The organism is Brevundimonas lenta, from assembly GCF_014196335.1.
Classification (GTDB): Bacteria; Pseudomonadota; Alphaproteobacteria; order Caulobacterales; family Caulobacteraceae; genus Brevundimonas; species Brevundimonas lenta.
In genome coordinates this window covers 915,718-930,230 of sequence record NZ_JACIDM010000002.1, presented here as the reverse complement: position 1 = coordinate 930,230, position 14,513 = coordinate 915,718, and the positions used below count along the sequence as shown (strand labels likewise).

Below are 14,513 nucleotides of genomic sequence, written 5' to 3'. Positions count from 1 at the left end.
TGGACCCTAGCCCCTCGACACTAATTTTCGCGGTTTAGTCCGCAGAAGGAAAAAAGATGAACCAGGAAGTCCTGAACATCTTCAACCCGGTCCCGGTCACCCCGACCTTTGACCAGATCCGGATCGCCCTGGCCTCGCCGGAGAAGATCCGCTCGTGGTCGTTCGGTGAGATCAAGAAGCCGGAAACGATCAACTACCGCACGTTCAAGCCCGAGCGTGACGGCCTGTTCTGCGCCCGTATCTTTGGCCCGACCAAGGACTACGAATGCCTGTGCGGCAAGTACAAGCGCATGAAGTACAAGGGCATCATCTGCGAGAAGTGCGGCGTTGAGGTCACCCTGGCCCGCGTCCGTCGCGAGCGGATGGGCCACATCGAACTGGCCTCGCCGGTCGCCCACATCTGGTTCCTGAAGTCGCTGCCGTCGCGCATCTCGCTGATGCTGGACATGGCGCTGAAGGACGTGGAGCGCGTGCTCTACTTCGAAAACTACATCGTCACCGAGCCGGGCCTGACCCCGCTGAAGCAGAACCAGTTGCTGACGGAAGACGAGTTCTACCGCTACCAGGAAGAGTTCGGCGATGACGGCTTCACCGCCGAGATCGGCGCCGAGGCCGTGCGCAACCTGCTCATGGGCATCGACCTGCATTCGGAAGCCGAGAAGCACCGCGGCGAACTGGCCGACAGCCCCTCGGAAATGAAGGCCAAGAAGGCCTCCAAGCGCCTGAAGCTGATCGAGGCCTTCCTCGAGTCCGGCAACAAGCCCGAGTGGATGATCCTGACGGTCGTCCCGGTCATCCCGCCGGAACTGCGCCCGCTGGTGCCGCTGGACGGCGGCCGCTTCGCGACGTCCGACCTGAACGACCTGTATCGCCGGGTCATCAACCGGAACAACCGCCTGAAGCGCCTGATCGAACTGCGCGCGCCGGACATCATCATCCGCAACGAAAAGCGGATGCTGCAGGAGTCGGTCGACGCCCTGTTCGACAACGGCCGTCGCGGCCGCGTCATCACCGGCGCCAACAAGCGTCCGCTGAAGTCGCTCGCCGACATGCTGAAGGGCAAGCAGGGCCGCTTCCGTCAGAACCTGCTCGGCAAGCGCGTCGACTACTCGGGTCGTTCGGTCATCACCGTGGGTCCGGAACTCAAGCTGCACGAGTGCGGCCTGCCGAAGAAGATGGCGCTGGAGCTGTTCAAGCCGTTCATCTACGCGCGTCTGGACGCCAAGGGCCTGTCGGGCACCGTCAAGCAGTCCAAGCGCATGGTCGAGCGCGAGCAGCCGCAGGTGTGGGATATCCTCGACGAGGTCATCCGTGAGCACCCGGTTCTGCTGAACCGCGCGCCGACGCTTCACCGTCTGGGCATCCAGGCGTTCGAGCCGAAGCTGATCGAGGGCAAGGCGATCCGCCTGCACCCGCTGGTCTGTACCGCGTTCAACGCCGACTTCGACGGCGACCAGATGGCCGTTCACGTCCCGCTGAGCCTCGAGGCCCAGCTGGAAGCGCGCGTCCTGATGATGTCGACGAACAACATCCTGTCGCCCGCCAACGGGAAGCCGATCATCGTGCCGTCGCAGGACATCGTCCTGGGCCTGTACTACCTGTCGCTCGTCAAGGACGGCGAGCCGGGCGAGAACAAGCTGTTCGCCAACATGGGCGAGATCGACGCCGCGCTCGACGCCAAGGTCGTGACGCTGCACTCGAAGATCAAAGCCCGCTGGACCGAGATGAACGCCGAGGGCCAGGTCGTGACCAAGGTCATCGACACGACCCCGGGCCGGATGAAGCTGGGCGCGCTGCTGCCGCACAACGCGAACATCGGCTACCGCCTGCTCGAGAAGAACCTGACCAAGAAGGAAATCGGCAACCTGATCGATCAGGTCTACCGTCACTGTGGTCAGAAGGCGACGGTCATCTTCGCCGACCAGATGATGCAGCTGGGCTTCCGCGAAGCCGCCAAGGCCGGCATCTCCTTCGGCAAGGACGACATCGTCATCCCCGCCAAGAAGGTCGAGTACGTCGAGGAAACCCGCAAGCAGGTGGAAGAGTACGAGCAGCAGTACGCTGACGGCCTCATCACCAAGGGCGAGAAGTACAACAAGGTCGTCGACGCCTGGGCCAAGGCCACGGACCGGATCGCCGACGCGATGATGGGCGAGATCGCCCAGCCCCGCGTCCTGATCAAGGGTCAGAACCCCGACATCAACTCGGTGTTCATGATGGCCAACTCCGGCGCCCGTGGTTCGCAGGCCCAGATGAAGCAGCTGGGCGGCATGCGCGGCCTGATGGCCAAGCCCTCGGGCGAGATCATCGAGACGCCGATCGTGTCGAACTTCAAGGAAGGCCTGACCGTCCTTGAATACTTCAACTCGACCCACGGCGCCCGTAAGGGTCTGGCCGACACCGCGCTGAAGACCGCCAACTCGGGTTACCTGACCCGTCGTCTGGTGGACGTCGCGCAGGACTCGATCGTCACCGAGGACGACTGCGGTTCGACCCGCGGCATCACCCTGCGCGCAGTGGTCGAGGGCGGTGACGTCCTGGTCTCGCTGGGCCAGCGCGTGCTGGGCCGTTACGCGGCCGAGGACATCAAGGAGCCGGGCACCGACACGGTCCTTCTGCCTGCCGACACCTACCTGCAGGAAGAAGAAGTCGAGATCATCGACAAGGCCGGCGTCCAGTCGATCAAGGTCCGTTCGGCCCTGACCTGCGAAGCCGAAGCCGGCATCTGCGCCTTCTGCTACGGCCGTGACCTCGCGCGCGGCACCAACGTCAACATCGGTGAAGCCGTGGGCGTCATCGCCGCCCAGTCGATCGGCGAGCCGGGCACCCAGCTGACGATGCGGACCTTCCACATCGGCGGCACCGCGCAGGTGGCGGAAACCTCGTTCTACGAGGCGACCAACCCCGGCGTGGCGAAGATCGCGGGCCCGACCGTCAAGGCGGCGCACGGCGATCTGGTGGCCATGAGCCGCAACGTCACGATCACCGTCGTGGTCGACGGCAAGGACCGCGAGACCCACAAGGTCCCGTACGGCGCCCGTCTGCGGGTCAAGGAAGGCGGCGACATCGCCAAGGGTCAACGTCTGGCGGAGTGGGACCCCTACACCACCCCGATCCTGACCGAAGTGGCCGGTACGATCCGCTTCGAGGACCTGGTCGAAGGCCTGTCCGTCAAGGAAGAGACCGACGAAGCGACGGGCATCGCCCAACGCGTGGTCTCCGACTGGCGCGCCAGCCCCCGCGGTTCGGACCTGCGTCCGGCCATGGGCGTGACCACCGGCGACGCCTACGCCAAGCTGGCTTCGGGCTCTGACGCCCGTTACTTGCTGCCGGTGGGCGCGGTTCTGTCCGTGAACAACGGCGACGAGGTCAAGCCGGGCGAGATCATCGCCCGCGTTCCGACCGAAGGCGCCAAGACGCGCGACATCACCGGCGGTCTGCCGCGGGTGGCCGAGCTGTTCGAAGCCCGTCGTCCGAAGGACTGCGCGGTCATCGCCGAGATGGACGGTCGCGTCGAATTCGGTCGCGACTACAAGAACAAGCGCCGCATCAAGATCACCCCGGAAGTCGACGCGAACGGCGTCCAGGGCGAAGCGGTCGAGTTCCTGATCCCGAAGGGCAAGCACATCTCCGTCCACGACGGCGATCTGATCCAGAAGGGCGACTACATCATCGACGGCAACCCGGATCCGCACGATCTGCTGCGCATCCAGGGCGTCGAGGCGCTGGCCGAGTACCTGGTGAACGAAGTGCAGGAGGTCTATCGACTGCAGGGCGTGCCGATCAACGACAAGCACATCGAGGTGATCGTTCGCCAGATGCTGCAGAAGGTCGAGGTCCTCGACTCGGGTGAAACCACCCTCATCCGTGGCGACACGGTCGAGGTGGCGGAAGCCGTGCTGGAGAACGAGAAGGTCGAGAAGCGCGGCGGCCGTCTGGCCATCACGCAGCCGGTCCTGCTGGGCATCACCAAGGCGTCGCTGCAGACCCGCAGCTTCATCTCGGCGGCGTCGTTCCAGGAGACCACCCGCGTCCTCACCGACGCCTCGGTCAACGGCAAGCGCGACACCCTCGAAGGCCTGAAGGAAAACGTCATCGTCGGCCGCCTCATCCCGGCCGGTACGGGCGCCTACCTCCGTGCCCTGCAGAAGATCGCCAACGATCGCGACGCAGTGCTCACCCAGGCCCGCGAAGACTCGGTCGAGCCGCTGCCGGCCGACCTGGCGCTGGAGCTGGAGCAGTCGGAAGGCTGATCCGGGTCACAGACCTGAACTGAAGAGGGCGGCCCAGGCGACGGGGCCGCCTTTTTCTTTGGCGCCTCAAGGCGTGCCGTCTCGCTAGAGTCGCTTGATCACGCGCAGGGTCTCGGGCCGAAACCCGGCCGTCTCGTAGAAGCGCTGGCCGCGATGGTTGCTGGCGAAAACATCCAGCGCGACACGGCTGAAGCCCATGTCCTTCGACCATCTCTCGGCCGCGTGCAGGAGGGCCTGCCCCACGCCCTTTCCTTCGGCTTCCGCGACGACCGCCAGGAGCGCGATGTAGGCGCACCGCTCGTCCGCAATCTCGTCGGCGCCTTCACGGACGTTCACATAGCCGAGCCGTTGGCCGTTGCTGGCGACCGCGATGAATGTCGCACCGCCCGTCTTGTCGTCCGCCCAGGCCGTGGCGGTGAAACGATCCTGAAACGCCTCGATCTCTTCCCTGGAATGGGTCGGGGCGTCGATGACGCCGCACAGTCGGGGATTGAGCCCACGAATGAATGCGCGGTCGGCTTCGTCTTCCTCTGGCCGGACTGTGAACGTCATATCGATCCTGACTACCCTGGCGCGTCGGGGCACGGCCCATGATGGATCGTAGAGGCATGTAGCGTCGGCTTTCCACCCATTGCAGACCCGGGCTCTACGCTTATGGTCAAGGCGCGAGGCCGCCGGATATGGCTCGTTTGGAGCGAAGCCAGACATGAGCGGCCCCGTCATTCCCGCCAGCGAGCGACAGCTGAAGCGCGACATCGGCTTCTTCGGCGCCGCCTTCATCGCTTTCAACGGCGCGATCGGCGCAGGCATCTTCGCGCTTCCGGGGCGGCTTCACGCCGAGTTCGGCGGCTTTGCGCCGTGGCTGTTTCCGATCTTCGGCCTGCTGATCCTCGTCATCGCCCTGCCGTTCGGCCGGGTGGCGAGCCATTATCCGGTGTCCGGCGGGCCGGTTCGCTATGCGGCGCGGTTCGGGCCGCTGGTCTCGTTCCAGGCCGGCTGGCTGTTGTGGGTCGCCCGCGTGACCGCGGTCGGCGCCAATCTGAACCTGCTGGCGAACTATGGCGGAGCGGCCTGGGCTCCGCTGGGGACCGGCGCCGGTCGAGCGGCCCTGATCCTGTGCGTCTGCGCCCTGATCGGATCGCTGAACTACAGCGGCGTCCGGCGCGGGATGGGCGCGATCAATCTGCTGACCCTGCTGAAGACCGTGCCCCTGGTCGGCGTCGCCCTGCTGGGTCTGTGGCTGTTCGCGGACTCGATCCCGAGCCCGGGCCCGCCGCCGCCGTTCGGCGCGCTGGAAAGCGCCGCGCTGCTCGTCCTCTACGCCTTCGTCGGGTTCGAGACGGCCGTGCTTCCCGCGGGCGAGATGCGCGATCCCGGGCGGATGCTGTCCCGGGCGATGGTCGTCACCCTGATGCTGATCATTCTCCTCTATTTCCTGATCCAGCTCGCCTATGGCGCGGCCATGCCGGTCGGGCCCGCGCCCGAGGCGCCGCTCGCCGCCCTGGGCGCCGTGGTCGCGGGGGCGGCCGGCGCGCTGATCCTCACCGCAGGGGCGGCGTTCTCGATCCTCGGCAATGTCGCCAATGCGCTGCTGTCGGCGCCCCGGCTCCTGTTCGCGCTCGGCGTCGACGGACTTTTGCCGAGCTGGTTCGGGCGGGTTCACGCGCGCTACGCGACGCCGGCCAACGCCGTGGCGTTCACGACGGGGGCGATCGTGCTGCTGGCCCTGACGGGCAGTTTCGTCTGGCTCGCCGCGGCGAGCACGCTCGCCCGGCTGATCGTCTACGGCCTGAGCGTCGCCGCCTTGCCCGGGGTCGAGCGCGAGAGCGAAACGGTGGGAGAACGGAGCGGGGGCAGGGTCGTGGTCACCTGGCTCATGGTGGTCGCGGCGCTGGGCGTCTGCCTCTGGGCGATGCTGCAGTCGGACTGGACGCAGTGGCGCGTCCTGCTCGCGCTCGCCGCCGGCGGGGTCGCGCTCTATTTCGCGGCCGCGCGCAGCCGGCGGAAGATGGCGGCGGAACCCGGGCGAAGCGGCGACTGATCCGCCGGCTGGCGGAGGGGGCTAGTCCTCTTCCGCCTCGCGGATGCGGTCGCGGCGGGTGCGGACGTTGGTGGTCGAGTCGGGGCGCAGGGACGGGTCGATGTGGGCCCCGGCGACGCCCATGCCGAAATTCGAGCCGGGCCCGTCCTGGGGGCCGACGACGCCGACGCCGCCGGCGAGCGGCTGGCGGCGCGCCTCGTACTCGGCCAGGGCCCGGGCGCCCTCGCGGGCGAAGCGGGCATCACGTTCGGGATTGCCGGTGCCGCTGACCGGCGGGGCGGCGGCGGCGCGGGCGGCGAAGCGGTCGTCGCAAATGGCGCGCTCGGCCTCGGTCAGCAGCTGCGGATTGGCGCAGCCGGGACCGCGCGTGCGCAGGCCGCGCCCGACCCGGTCGCCCAGGGTCTCGGGCCGCACCGTCCAGGCCTCGACGCCCGCAGGCGGCGGCGCGGCGGCGGGGGCGGCGAGGCGCGGGGCGGGCGGGGAGGGCTGGTCCTCCTCGTCGTCCCGCTGGCGCTGGAAGGGAAGGCGGAAGCTCGTGATGGAGGAGGAGGCCTCGGCCGTGGCGGGGGAGGGCTGCCGTTCAGGCTCGGCCGTCGGTTCGACCGGAGTGGGCCTCGGGCGCGCCTTTTCGCCCTCGAGAAGGGGGCGGGGTTCGATCTCGACGTAGACGACCGGGGGCGGCGCCGGCAGGGGCCGGTAGGCCAGGCCCATGGCGCGATAGGACAGCAGACCCAGCACGATGACATGGGCGACGACCGACGCCGTGATCAGCGCCGGCTTGCGCCAGCGGGCCACGCGAGAAGGCCATACCAAAGCCAGCCCGGCCATCCGTCCTCCCTGTCCGGAGACAGAGGGCGCGCGGAGCGTGGCGGTAATTGGGCTTCATCCGCGCGCTGCGTGTGTTGATCGCGAGGTCGGCGCCCCGTAAACGGCCCGCAGGGGATCACCTATGCACCATGCTCTTCAGCGCGCGCCGGCTCTGCGCGCATTCCGATCGATGGCGATTTGCGCGATCGCAGCGCTGGGCGTGTCGGGATGCGTGGCGGGCGGACCGCCCAGGCTCGGACCCTTGTTCCTGGACGCCGCCACGCCCGAGGGCGCCAGAAGCGAACCGCTGGTCGCCTCGCCGGTCTGGATCCATGGACCGGGCGACATCGATTTCGCGCTTGTCGAAAGTCACCTGGAGGTGGCGCGGGGAGCGCGGCCGGCCGGCGCTCCGGCGAGCGCGGATCCGCGCCCGCTGTCGGAGCGGCTTGAGAATGTCGTGCTGGAATGCGGGATCACGCCGGGCAACCGCCTCGAGCGCTGCTCGCCCTACGGCGCGCTGGATTTCCGGAGCGGTTCGGGTCTGGCCTCGACCATTCTGGCCATCAGGCTGGCGCACTGGCTGCAGCTGGAGCGTACGGACGCCGATGGCGAACCCGTCGCTGGCAAGCGGGTCCGGTTCGCCATCGAGTATCCCGAAGTCTGGCCGGAGTCCTCGGGCTCCCACATCACGCCTCCGAGCCTGCGGAATGTGCCGTCGCCCTGGCAGTTCTCGGACATGTACCCGGCGCTGGCGCTCGACAACAACATCGAGGGCGATGTGATCCTGCTCTGCGTGGTCAGCGCCACCAACGTCAACGAAGGTTGTGAGGTCTTCCTTGAAGGCGTCAGCGAAGTCGGGTTCGGGGAGACCTCGCAGCAGCTGTACCGCAACCTCCTGATCTCGGCGCCCGTCGTGGACGGCCAGCCGCACCGGGACGTGGTGGCCGCGACAGTGCGCTGGCGGCTGCCGTAGCGCCGACCCTTGACCTGAAAGCCCCGCGCGGGTAGAAGCCGCCCACTTTCGAGGGTGTCCGGTTCGCCGGTCTTGAGATCGTGACAACTGAGCGGACGGGCTGTGCCCGCCGGAACGCCCAAAGCGCGCGTTCCGGCTTTTTCGTTTGGATCGCGGCTCGTCTCGATAACAAACCCGGGCGTCGCTTTCGCGGCGTTCAAAAGAAGGCTCACCGGGGCGCTCCGGCCGAAAGGCACACGCCCCCATCGACTAGAAGAGAACGAGTACTCGATGCCGACTATCAACCAGCTGATCCGCAAGCCGCGCGCCCCCAAGCCGGTCCGTAACAAGGTCCCGGCCCTGAAGGGCTGCCCGCAGCGCCGCGGCGTCTGCACCCGCGTCTACACCACGACCCCGAAGAAGCCGAACTCGGCTCTGCGTAAGGTCGCCAAGGTCCGTCTGACCACCGGCATCGAAGCCGTGTGCTACATCCCGGGCGAAGGCCACAACCTGCAGGAGCACTCCGTTGTGCTGATCCGCGGCGGCCGCGTGAAGGACCTTCCCGGCGTTCGCTACCACATCCTGCGCGGCGTGCTCGACACGCAAGGCGTCAAGGACCGCAAGCAGCGCCGTTCGCACTACGGCGCCAAGCGTCCGAAGTAAGCGACCGCTCCACCCCATTCGCCGGGCCAGTTCTTCAGCTTCTGGTCCGGCCGTCCGATACGTCTTTAGAAGGCCAAGCCCATGTCCCGTCGTCACCGCGCACAGAAGCGCGAAGTCCTGCCGGATCCCAAGTTCAAGGATCTGACCGTCACCAAGTTCATGAACTACGTCATGTACGAGGGCAAAAAGGCCGTCGCCGAGAACATCGTCTACGGCGCGTTCGACATCCTGGCCGACAAGAAGAAAGACCAGGAGCCGGTCGTGACCTTCCACACCGCCCTGGACAACGTCGCCCCGGCGGTCGAAGTCCGGTCGCGTCGCGTCGGCGGCGCCACCTACCAGGTGCCGGTCGAGGTTCGTCCGGATCGCCGCAAGGCCCTGGCCATCCGCTGGCTGGTCAACGCTGCGCGCAACCGCGGTGAAAACACCATGACCGAAAAGCTCGCCGCCGAGCTGCTGGACGCTTCGAACAACCGCGGCACCGCGGTCAAGAAGCGCGAAGACACCCACAAGATGGCCGAAGCCAACCGCGCCTTCAGCCACTACCGCTGGTAATCGCCTTCAAGGGGTCCTCTTCGGACCCTATCTATGACTATCCGGCGCGGGCGGTTTGAGCTAAATCGCCCGCGCTCGCTTATCCGAACATTCCCGAGGCGCTTCGAACGGCGCCGCTTTTGACCGCAAGGCACGCTCCCATGCCCCGCACGCATAAAATCGAAGACTACCGCAACTTCGGCATCATGGCGCACATCGACGCCGGCAAGACGACGACGACCGAGCGGATCCTGTATTACACCGGCAAGTCCCACAAGATCGGCGAAGTGCACGACGGCGCCGCCACCATGGACTGGATGGACCAGGAGCAGGAACGCGGCATCACCATCACGTCGGCCGCGACGACCGCCTTCTGGCGCGAAAAGCGCCTGAACATCATCGACACCCCCGGACACGTGGACTTCACCATCGAAGTCGAGCGTTCGCTGCGCGTCCTCGACGGCGCCGTGACGGTGCTGGACGGCAACGCCGGCGTTGAGCCGCAGACCGAAACCGTCTGGCGTCAGGCCGACAAGTACAAGGTTCCGCGGATCGTCTTCGTCAACAAGATGGACAAGATCGGCGCCGACTTCGACGCCTCGGTCCAGTCGATCCGCGACCGCCTGGGCGCCAAGGCCGTGCCGATCCAGTTCCCGATCGGTTCGGAAAGCTCGCTGTCGGGCCTGGTCGACCTGGTCCGCATGAAGGCCGTGATCTGGGACAACGACGCCCTGGGCGCGAACTTCCGCGACGAGGAAATCCCGGCTGACCTGCTGGATAAGGCCGTCGAAGCCCGCCAGTACCTGATCGACAACGCCGTCGAGCTGGATGACGAGGCGATGGAAGCCTACCTCGAAGGCAACGAGCCTTCGGAAGAAGTCATCAAGAAGTGCATCCGCAAGGCCGTGCTGATCGGCGCCTTCTATCCGATCCTCTGCGGCTCGGCCTTCAAGAACAAGGGCGTGCAAACGCTGCTGGACGCCGTCGTCGACTACCTGCCGTCGCCGCTGGACATCCCGCCGACCCCGGGCATCGACTTCCGTACGGAAGAGCCCGTCGTGCGCCACGCCTCGGACGAAGAGCCCCTGTCGGTTCTGGCGTTCAAGATCATGGACGACCCCTTCGTCGGCTCGCTGACCTTCTGCCGCCTGTACTCGGGCAAGATGGAAACCGGCATGTCGCTGCTGAACTCCAGCCGCGACAAGAAAGAGCGCGTCGGCCGCATGCTGCAGATGCACTCGAACAACCGCGAGGACATCAAGGAAGCCTACGCCGGCGACATCGTCGCTCTGGCCGGCCTGAAGGAAACCCGCACCGGGGACACCCTGTGCGATCCCATCAAGTCGCCCGTCATCCTTGAGAAGATGGAGTTCCCGGCGCCGGTCATCGAGATCTCGGTGGAGCCGAAGACCAAGGCCGACCAGGAGAAGCTGGGCGTCGCCCTGGCAAAGCTGGCCTCGGAAGACCCCTCCTTCACCGTCTCGACCGACCACGAGTCGGGCCAGACGATCCTGAAGGGCATGGGCGAGCTGCACCTGGACATCAAGATCGACATCCTGCGCCGCACCTACAAGGTCGACGCGACGATCGGCGCGCCGCAGGTGGCCTACCGTGAATCGCTCGGCCGCAAGGTCGACATCGACTACACGCACAAGAAGCAGACCGGCGGTACGGGCCAGTTCGCCCGCGTCATGCTGACCTTCGAACCGGGCGAGCCGGGTTCGGGCTTCGTGTTCGAAAGCGCGATCGTCGGCGGCGCGGTGCCCAAGGAATACATCCCGGGCGTCGAAAAGGGTCTGAACTCCATCAAGGACGGCGGCCTGCTGGCCGGCTTCCCGCTGATCGACTTCAAGGCGACCCTGACGGACGGCAAGTACCACGACGTCGACTCCAGCGTGCTGGCGTTTGAAATCGCGTCGCGCGCCGCGTTCCGCGAACTGAAGGAAAAGGGCGCTCCGAAGCTGCTCGAGCCGATCATGGCGGTTGAGGTCGTGACCCCCGAGGAATACCTCGGCTCGGTCATCGGCGACCTGAACGGCCGTCGCGGCATGATCCAGGGTCAGGACATGCGCGGCAACGCCACCGTCGTGAACGCCTTCGTGCCGCTGGCCAACATGTTCGGCTACGTGAACACGCTCCGCGGCATGTCGCAGGGCCGCGCCGCCTTCACCATGCAGTACGACCACTACGAGCCGGTGCCGCAACACGTCGCCGACGAAGTGATCAAGAAGTATAGCGCCTAAACCAACCAATCCCGGCGGGCCCCAGGGTCCGCCGGACCCCTGAAAATCAAGGACCAAGCCCCCTGTTCAGGGGACGGAGAGAAGAGAATGGCCAAGGAAAAGTTCGAACGCACGAAGCCGCACTGCAACATCGGCACGATCGGTCACGTTGACCACGGCAAGACGACGCTGACGGCGGCGATCACGATGACGCTGGCCAAGGCCGGCGGCGCCAAGGCGATGAACTACGCCGACATCGACGCGGCGCCGGAAGAGAAGGCGCGCGGCATCACGATCAACACGGCGCACGTCGAGTACGAGACGGCCAACCGTCACTACGCGCACGTCGATTGCCCGGGCCACGCCGACTACGTGAAGAACATGATCACGGGCGCCGCCCAGATGGACGGCGCGATCCTGGTCGTGTCGGCCGCTGACGGTCCGATGCCGCAGACCCGCGAGCACATCCTGCTGGCCCGTCAGGTCGGCGTGCCGGCGCTGGTGGTGTTCATGAACAAGGTCGACCTGGTCGACGACAAGGAACTGCTCGAGCTGGTCGAGATGGAAGTGCGCGAGCTGCTCTCGTCGTACCAGTTCCCGGGCGACGACATTCCGATCACCATGGGCTCGGCCAAGGCCGCGACCGACGGCGTGAACCCGGAAATCGGCGAGAACCAGGTCCTGGCGCTGATGGAAACCGTCGACGCCTACATCCCGCAGCCGGAACGTCCGGTCGACCTGCCGTTCCTGATGCCGGTCGAAGACGTGTTCTCGATCTCGGGCCGCGGCACCGTGGTCACGGGTCGCGTCGAGCGCGGCATCGTCAAGGTCGGTGAGGAAGTCGAGATCGTCGGCATCCGTCCGGTCCAGAAGACGACCTGCACGGGCGTGGAAATGTTCCGCAAGCTGCTGGACCAGGGCCAGGCCGGCGACAACGTCGGCGTGCTGCTGCGCGGCACCAAGCGTGAAGACGTCGAGCGCGGCCAGGTGCTGTGCAAGCCGGGTTCGATCACCCCGCACACCAAGTTCGTGGCCGAAGCCTACATCCTGACCAAGGAAGAGGGCGGCCGTCACACGCCGTTCTTCACCAACTACCGCCCGCAGTTCTACTTCCGCACCACGGACGTGACCGGCATCGTGCACCTCAAGGAAGGTGTCGAGATGATCATGCCCGGCGACAACGCCGAGCTGAACGTCGAGCTGATCACCCCGATCGCCATGGAAGAGAAGCTGCGCTTCGCCATCCGTGAAGGCGGCCGCACCGTCGGCGCCGGCGTCGTCTCCAAGATCACCGAGTAATATCGGTCGGTCCCAGAGACTGAACTGACAGAGCGGCCCCGGAGGAAACTCCGGGGCCGTTTTGCTATGCGGCGAGGGTGGCGGCCACGGCGAGGGCGGTGCGTTCGCCGGACAGCCAGGCGCCGCCGCAGGTCTGGATGAGGCCGCCGGCCAGCGCCTCGCCGGCGAAGAAGATGCGGTCGCCGACCGGCTGACCCAGCGCCTCGCGGGAAGCGAAACGGCCCGGGCTGGCGGCGGCATAGGCGCCGCGCGTCCACGGGTTGGAGGCCCAGGGGGTGAGGCCGCCTTTCACCACCTGGCGGGCGGCGTCGGAGCCGAACATCTCGACCAGGCCCTGTTTGGCGAAGTCGATGGCGGCGGCCTCGCCGGCGGCGGACAGCTCCCAGCCCAGATCGCCGCCGACGAAGCCGATCATCAGGTCGGTGGCGAAGGGATAGCAGAGGAAATAGAGGTCGCGCCGCCCGCGCCGGGCCAGCATCAGGTCGGTGAAGGGCTCGAGGCCGAAGCGGCGGCTGTCCATCAGCAGCGGGATCTTGGCCAGCATGCCCATGGGGATGTCGGCGACCGCGTCCTGCGTCGCCACGGGCAGGTCGGGGGTGAAGCGGATGGCGCCCGAGGCCAGCACGCCGGTGGAGGCGGTGACGACCACGGCGCGGGTGCGGATGGCGCCGGCGTCAGTCTCGACCGTCGCGCCCGGGCCGCCCCAGCGGATGGCGCGGACCGGGGTGGACAGGCGCACCGGCAGGCCGCGGCCGCGGTGGGCGACGATGGAGCCGAAGCCCTGGGCGCAGAGGAAGTTGGGGGCGAGGTCGTCGGCGGCGCCGTAGTCGAAGGTCGACAGCTCGTCGAGGTCGACGGCCATGTCGAGCGCGCCGAGGTAGTCGCCCGCCGCTTCGCCGATCGGGGTGGAGACGTCGGCCACCAGGGAGGCGGGGATGTCCGACGGCGCGGCGGAGATCGCCTCGCTCATGGCCTCCTCGGCGTCGTTGACCAGCGCGGCCTCGACGGACTGCGGGCCGAGGAAGACCTTCTCGAGATCGTATTCGTGGGCCTGCAGCTGGAAGCCGTTGGCGCGGGCGTAGTCGGTGTACGGATTGTGGTCGGCCTTGTGCAGCCAGGCGCAGCCGACGTCGAAGGGGGCGCCGAAGGTGGTGCTGTCGGTGAAGGCCCGGCCGCCGATGCGGTCCATGGCCTCGAGCACGACGACGCTGACCCCCCGGGCCTGGAGCGTGGTGGCGGCGGCGAGGCCGGCCGAACCGGCCCCGACCACGACGACATCCGGATCGTTCGGCGGGCGGGCGCCCGCGCCTGCCAGGCCGATGCCGCCAAGGCCCGCCAGTACGGCGCGTCGGGTGAGTCTCATCGGCCCCCTCCCATTCGGATAACGGCAGAATGCGCCGACTTGCAGGGGCGTCAAGCGGCGGAGGTTCGCCTGTCCGGGGAGGCAGCGCGGTTAACACCTCAACCCCCGGGGGCATCGCGTTGTCTGCAACCCGAATCCGGTCCCTACGTTCGGCTACGGACGTTAGGATTTCGGTAACCATATGCGGCGCGCGCTTCACATCGGCCTGTTCATCGGCACCCTGATCGGCATGTCCGCCTGCGCCACGGCGCAGGACGACGGCGCGACGCGGGGCGCCTACGGTTCGGTCGAGATCGGCCGGACGCGCTGATTCCCGGAAAAGCCGTGGCGGACAGGGGCAAACGTCCCTATCATTGCGCCCGCGGACGCCGACTGTCGC

General features: G+C 67.2%; 11 protein-coding genes. 8 read left to right on the top strand and 3 right to left on the bottom strand.

The features are described 5' to 3' along the window. The first annotated feature begins 56 nt into the window (after positions 1 to 56). A complete protein-coding gene (rpoC, locus tag GGR12_RS12200; RefSeq protein ID WP_183204658.1) occupies positions 57 to 4,253 on the top strand; it encodes a DNA-directed RNA polymerase subunit beta' in 4,197 nt (1,398 codons plus the stop codon). A gap of 84 nt (positions 4,254 to 4,337) precedes the next feature. On the opposite strand, the gene GGR12_RS12195 is transcribed toward rpoC, so the two are convergent. Next, a complete protein-coding gene (locus GGR12_RS12195; protein WP_183204657.1) occupies positions 4,338 to 4,805 on the bottom strand; it encodes a GNAT family N-acetyltransferase in 468 nt (155 codons plus the stop codon). 154 nt (positions 4,806 to 4,959) lie between these two features. Here GGR12_RS12195 and GGR12_RS12190 point away from each other — a divergent pair, with 154 nt between their 5' ends. After that, on the top strand, positions 4,960 to 6,294 hold the full coding sequence (locus GGR12_RS12190) for an APC family permease (protein ID WP_183204656.1): 1,335 nt from the start codon (positions 4,960 to 4,962) through the stop codon (positions 6,292 to 6,294). Between the two features lie 21 nt (positions 6,295 to 6,315). Here GGR12_RS12190 and GGR12_RS12185 read toward each other — a convergent pair whose 3' ends face one another. Beyond that, on the bottom strand, positions 6,316 to 7,122 hold the full coding sequence (locus GGR12_RS12185; protein WP_183204655.1) for a hypothetical protein: 807 nt from the start codon (positions 7,120 to 7,122) through the stop codon (positions 6,316 to 6,318). Positions 7,123 to 7,363: 241 nt separating this feature from the next. Between GGR12_RS12185 and GGR12_RS12180 the strand changes: the two genes are divergently transcribed. The 5 genes from GGR12_RS12180 (at position 7,364) to tuf (ending at position 12,771) form a co-directional block, all read left to right on the top strand. Continuing rightward, positions 7,364 to 8,074 (top strand): energy transducer TonB, encoded by a 711-nt coding sequence (locus GGR12_RS12180; RefSeq protein ID WP_183204654.1) that lies wholly within the window; start codon positions 7,364 to 7,366, stop codon positions 8,072 to 8,074. A 270-nt stretch (positions 8,075 to 8,344) separates the two neighbouring features. Then, positions 8,345 to 8,716 (top strand): 30S ribosomal protein S12, encoded by a 372-nt coding sequence (gene rpsL, locus GGR12_RS12175; RefSeq protein WP_056453566.1) that lies wholly within the window; start codon positions 8,345 to 8,347, stop codon positions 8,714 to 8,716. Between the two features lie 81 nt (positions 8,717 to 8,797). Next, the gene (gene rpsG, locus GGR12_RS12170) at positions 8,798 to 9,271 is read left to right on the top strand and encodes a 30S ribosomal protein S7 (protein ID WP_183204653.1); all 474 of its coding nucleotides are present in this window, start codon (positions 8,798 to 8,800) and stop codon (positions 9,269 to 9,271) included. 140 nt (positions 9,272 to 9,411) lie between these two features. Next, positions 9,412 to 11,493: an elongation factor G gene (fusA, locus tag GGR12_RS12165; protein ID WP_183204652.1), complete on the top strand. Its 2,082-nt coding sequence runs from the start codon at positions 9,412 to 9,414 to the stop codon at positions 11,491 to 11,493. An 87-nt stretch (positions 11,494 to 11,580) separates the two neighbouring features. Then, positions 11,581 to 12,771 carry an elongation factor Tu gene (tuf, locus tag GGR12_RS12160; RefSeq protein WP_183203611.1) on the top strand — a complete coding sequence of 397 codons (1,191 nt, stop codon included), beginning with the start codon at positions 11,581 to 11,583 and terminating at the stop codon, positions 12,769 to 12,771. Positions 12,772 to 12,835: 64 nt separating this feature from the next. On the opposite strand, the gene GGR12_RS12155 is transcribed toward tuf, so the two are convergent. Next, positions 12,836 to 14,134 (bottom strand): flavin monoamine oxidase family protein, encoded by a 1,299-nt coding sequence (locus GGR12_RS12155; protein ID WP_183204651.1) that lies wholly within the window; start codon positions 14,132 to 14,134, stop codon positions 12,836 to 12,838. Positions 14,135 to 14,315: 181 nt separating this feature from the next. Here GGR12_RS12155 and GGR12_RS16740 point away from each other — a divergent pair, with 181 nt between their 5' ends. Beyond that, on the top strand, positions 14,316 to 14,444 hold the full coding sequence (locus GGR12_RS16740; RefSeq protein ID WP_281378568.1) for a hypothetical protein: 129 nt from the start codon (positions 14,316 to 14,318) through the stop codon (positions 14,442 to 14,444). The last annotated feature ends 69 nt before the right edge of the window (positions 14,445 to 14,513 follow it).

What these genes read in the sequence shown, in the direction of transcription:
- rpsL (WP_056453566.1), top strand. Translation starts at nt 8,345, where the DNA reads ATGCCGACTATCAACCAGCTGATCCGCAAGCCGCGCGCCCCCAAGCCG.
- rpsG (WP_183204653.1), top strand. Translation starts at nt 8,798, where the DNA reads ATGTCCCGTCGTCACCGCGCACAGAAGCGCGAAGTCCTGCCGGATCCC.
- tuf (WP_183203611.1), top strand. Translation starts at nt 11,581, where the DNA reads ATGGCCAAGGAAAAGTTCGAACGCACGAAGCCGCACTGCAACATCGGC.
- fusA (WP_183204652.1), top strand. Translation starts at nt 9,412, where the DNA reads ATGCCCCGCACGCATAAAATCGAAGACTACCGCAACTTCGGCATCATG.
- GGR12_RS12195 (WP_183204657.1), bottom strand. Translation starts at nt 4,805, where the DNA reads ATGACGTTCACAGTCCGGCCAGAGGAAGACGAAGCCGACCGCGCATTC.
- GGR12_RS16740 (WP_281378568.1), top strand. Translation starts at nt 14,316, where the DNA reads ATGCGGCGCGCGCTTCACATCGGCCTGTTCATCGGCACCCTGATCGGC.
- GGR12_RS12190 (WP_183204656.1), top strand. Translation starts at nt 4,960, where the DNA reads ATGAGCGGCCCCGTCATTCCCGCCAGCGAGCGACAGCTGAAGCGCGAC.
- GGR12_RS12185 (WP_183204655.1), bottom strand. Translation starts at nt 7,122, where the DNA reads ATGGCCGGGCTGGCTTTGGTATGGCCTTCTCGCGTGGCCCGCTGGCGC.
- GGR12_RS12155 (WP_183204651.1), bottom strand. Translation starts at nt 14,134, where the DNA reads ATGAGACTCACCCGACGCGCCGTACTGGCGGGCCTTGGCGGCATCGGC.
- rpoC (WP_183204658.1), top strand. Translation starts at nt 57, where the DNA reads ATGAACCAGGAAGTCCTGAACATCTTCAACCCGGTCCCGGTCACCCCG.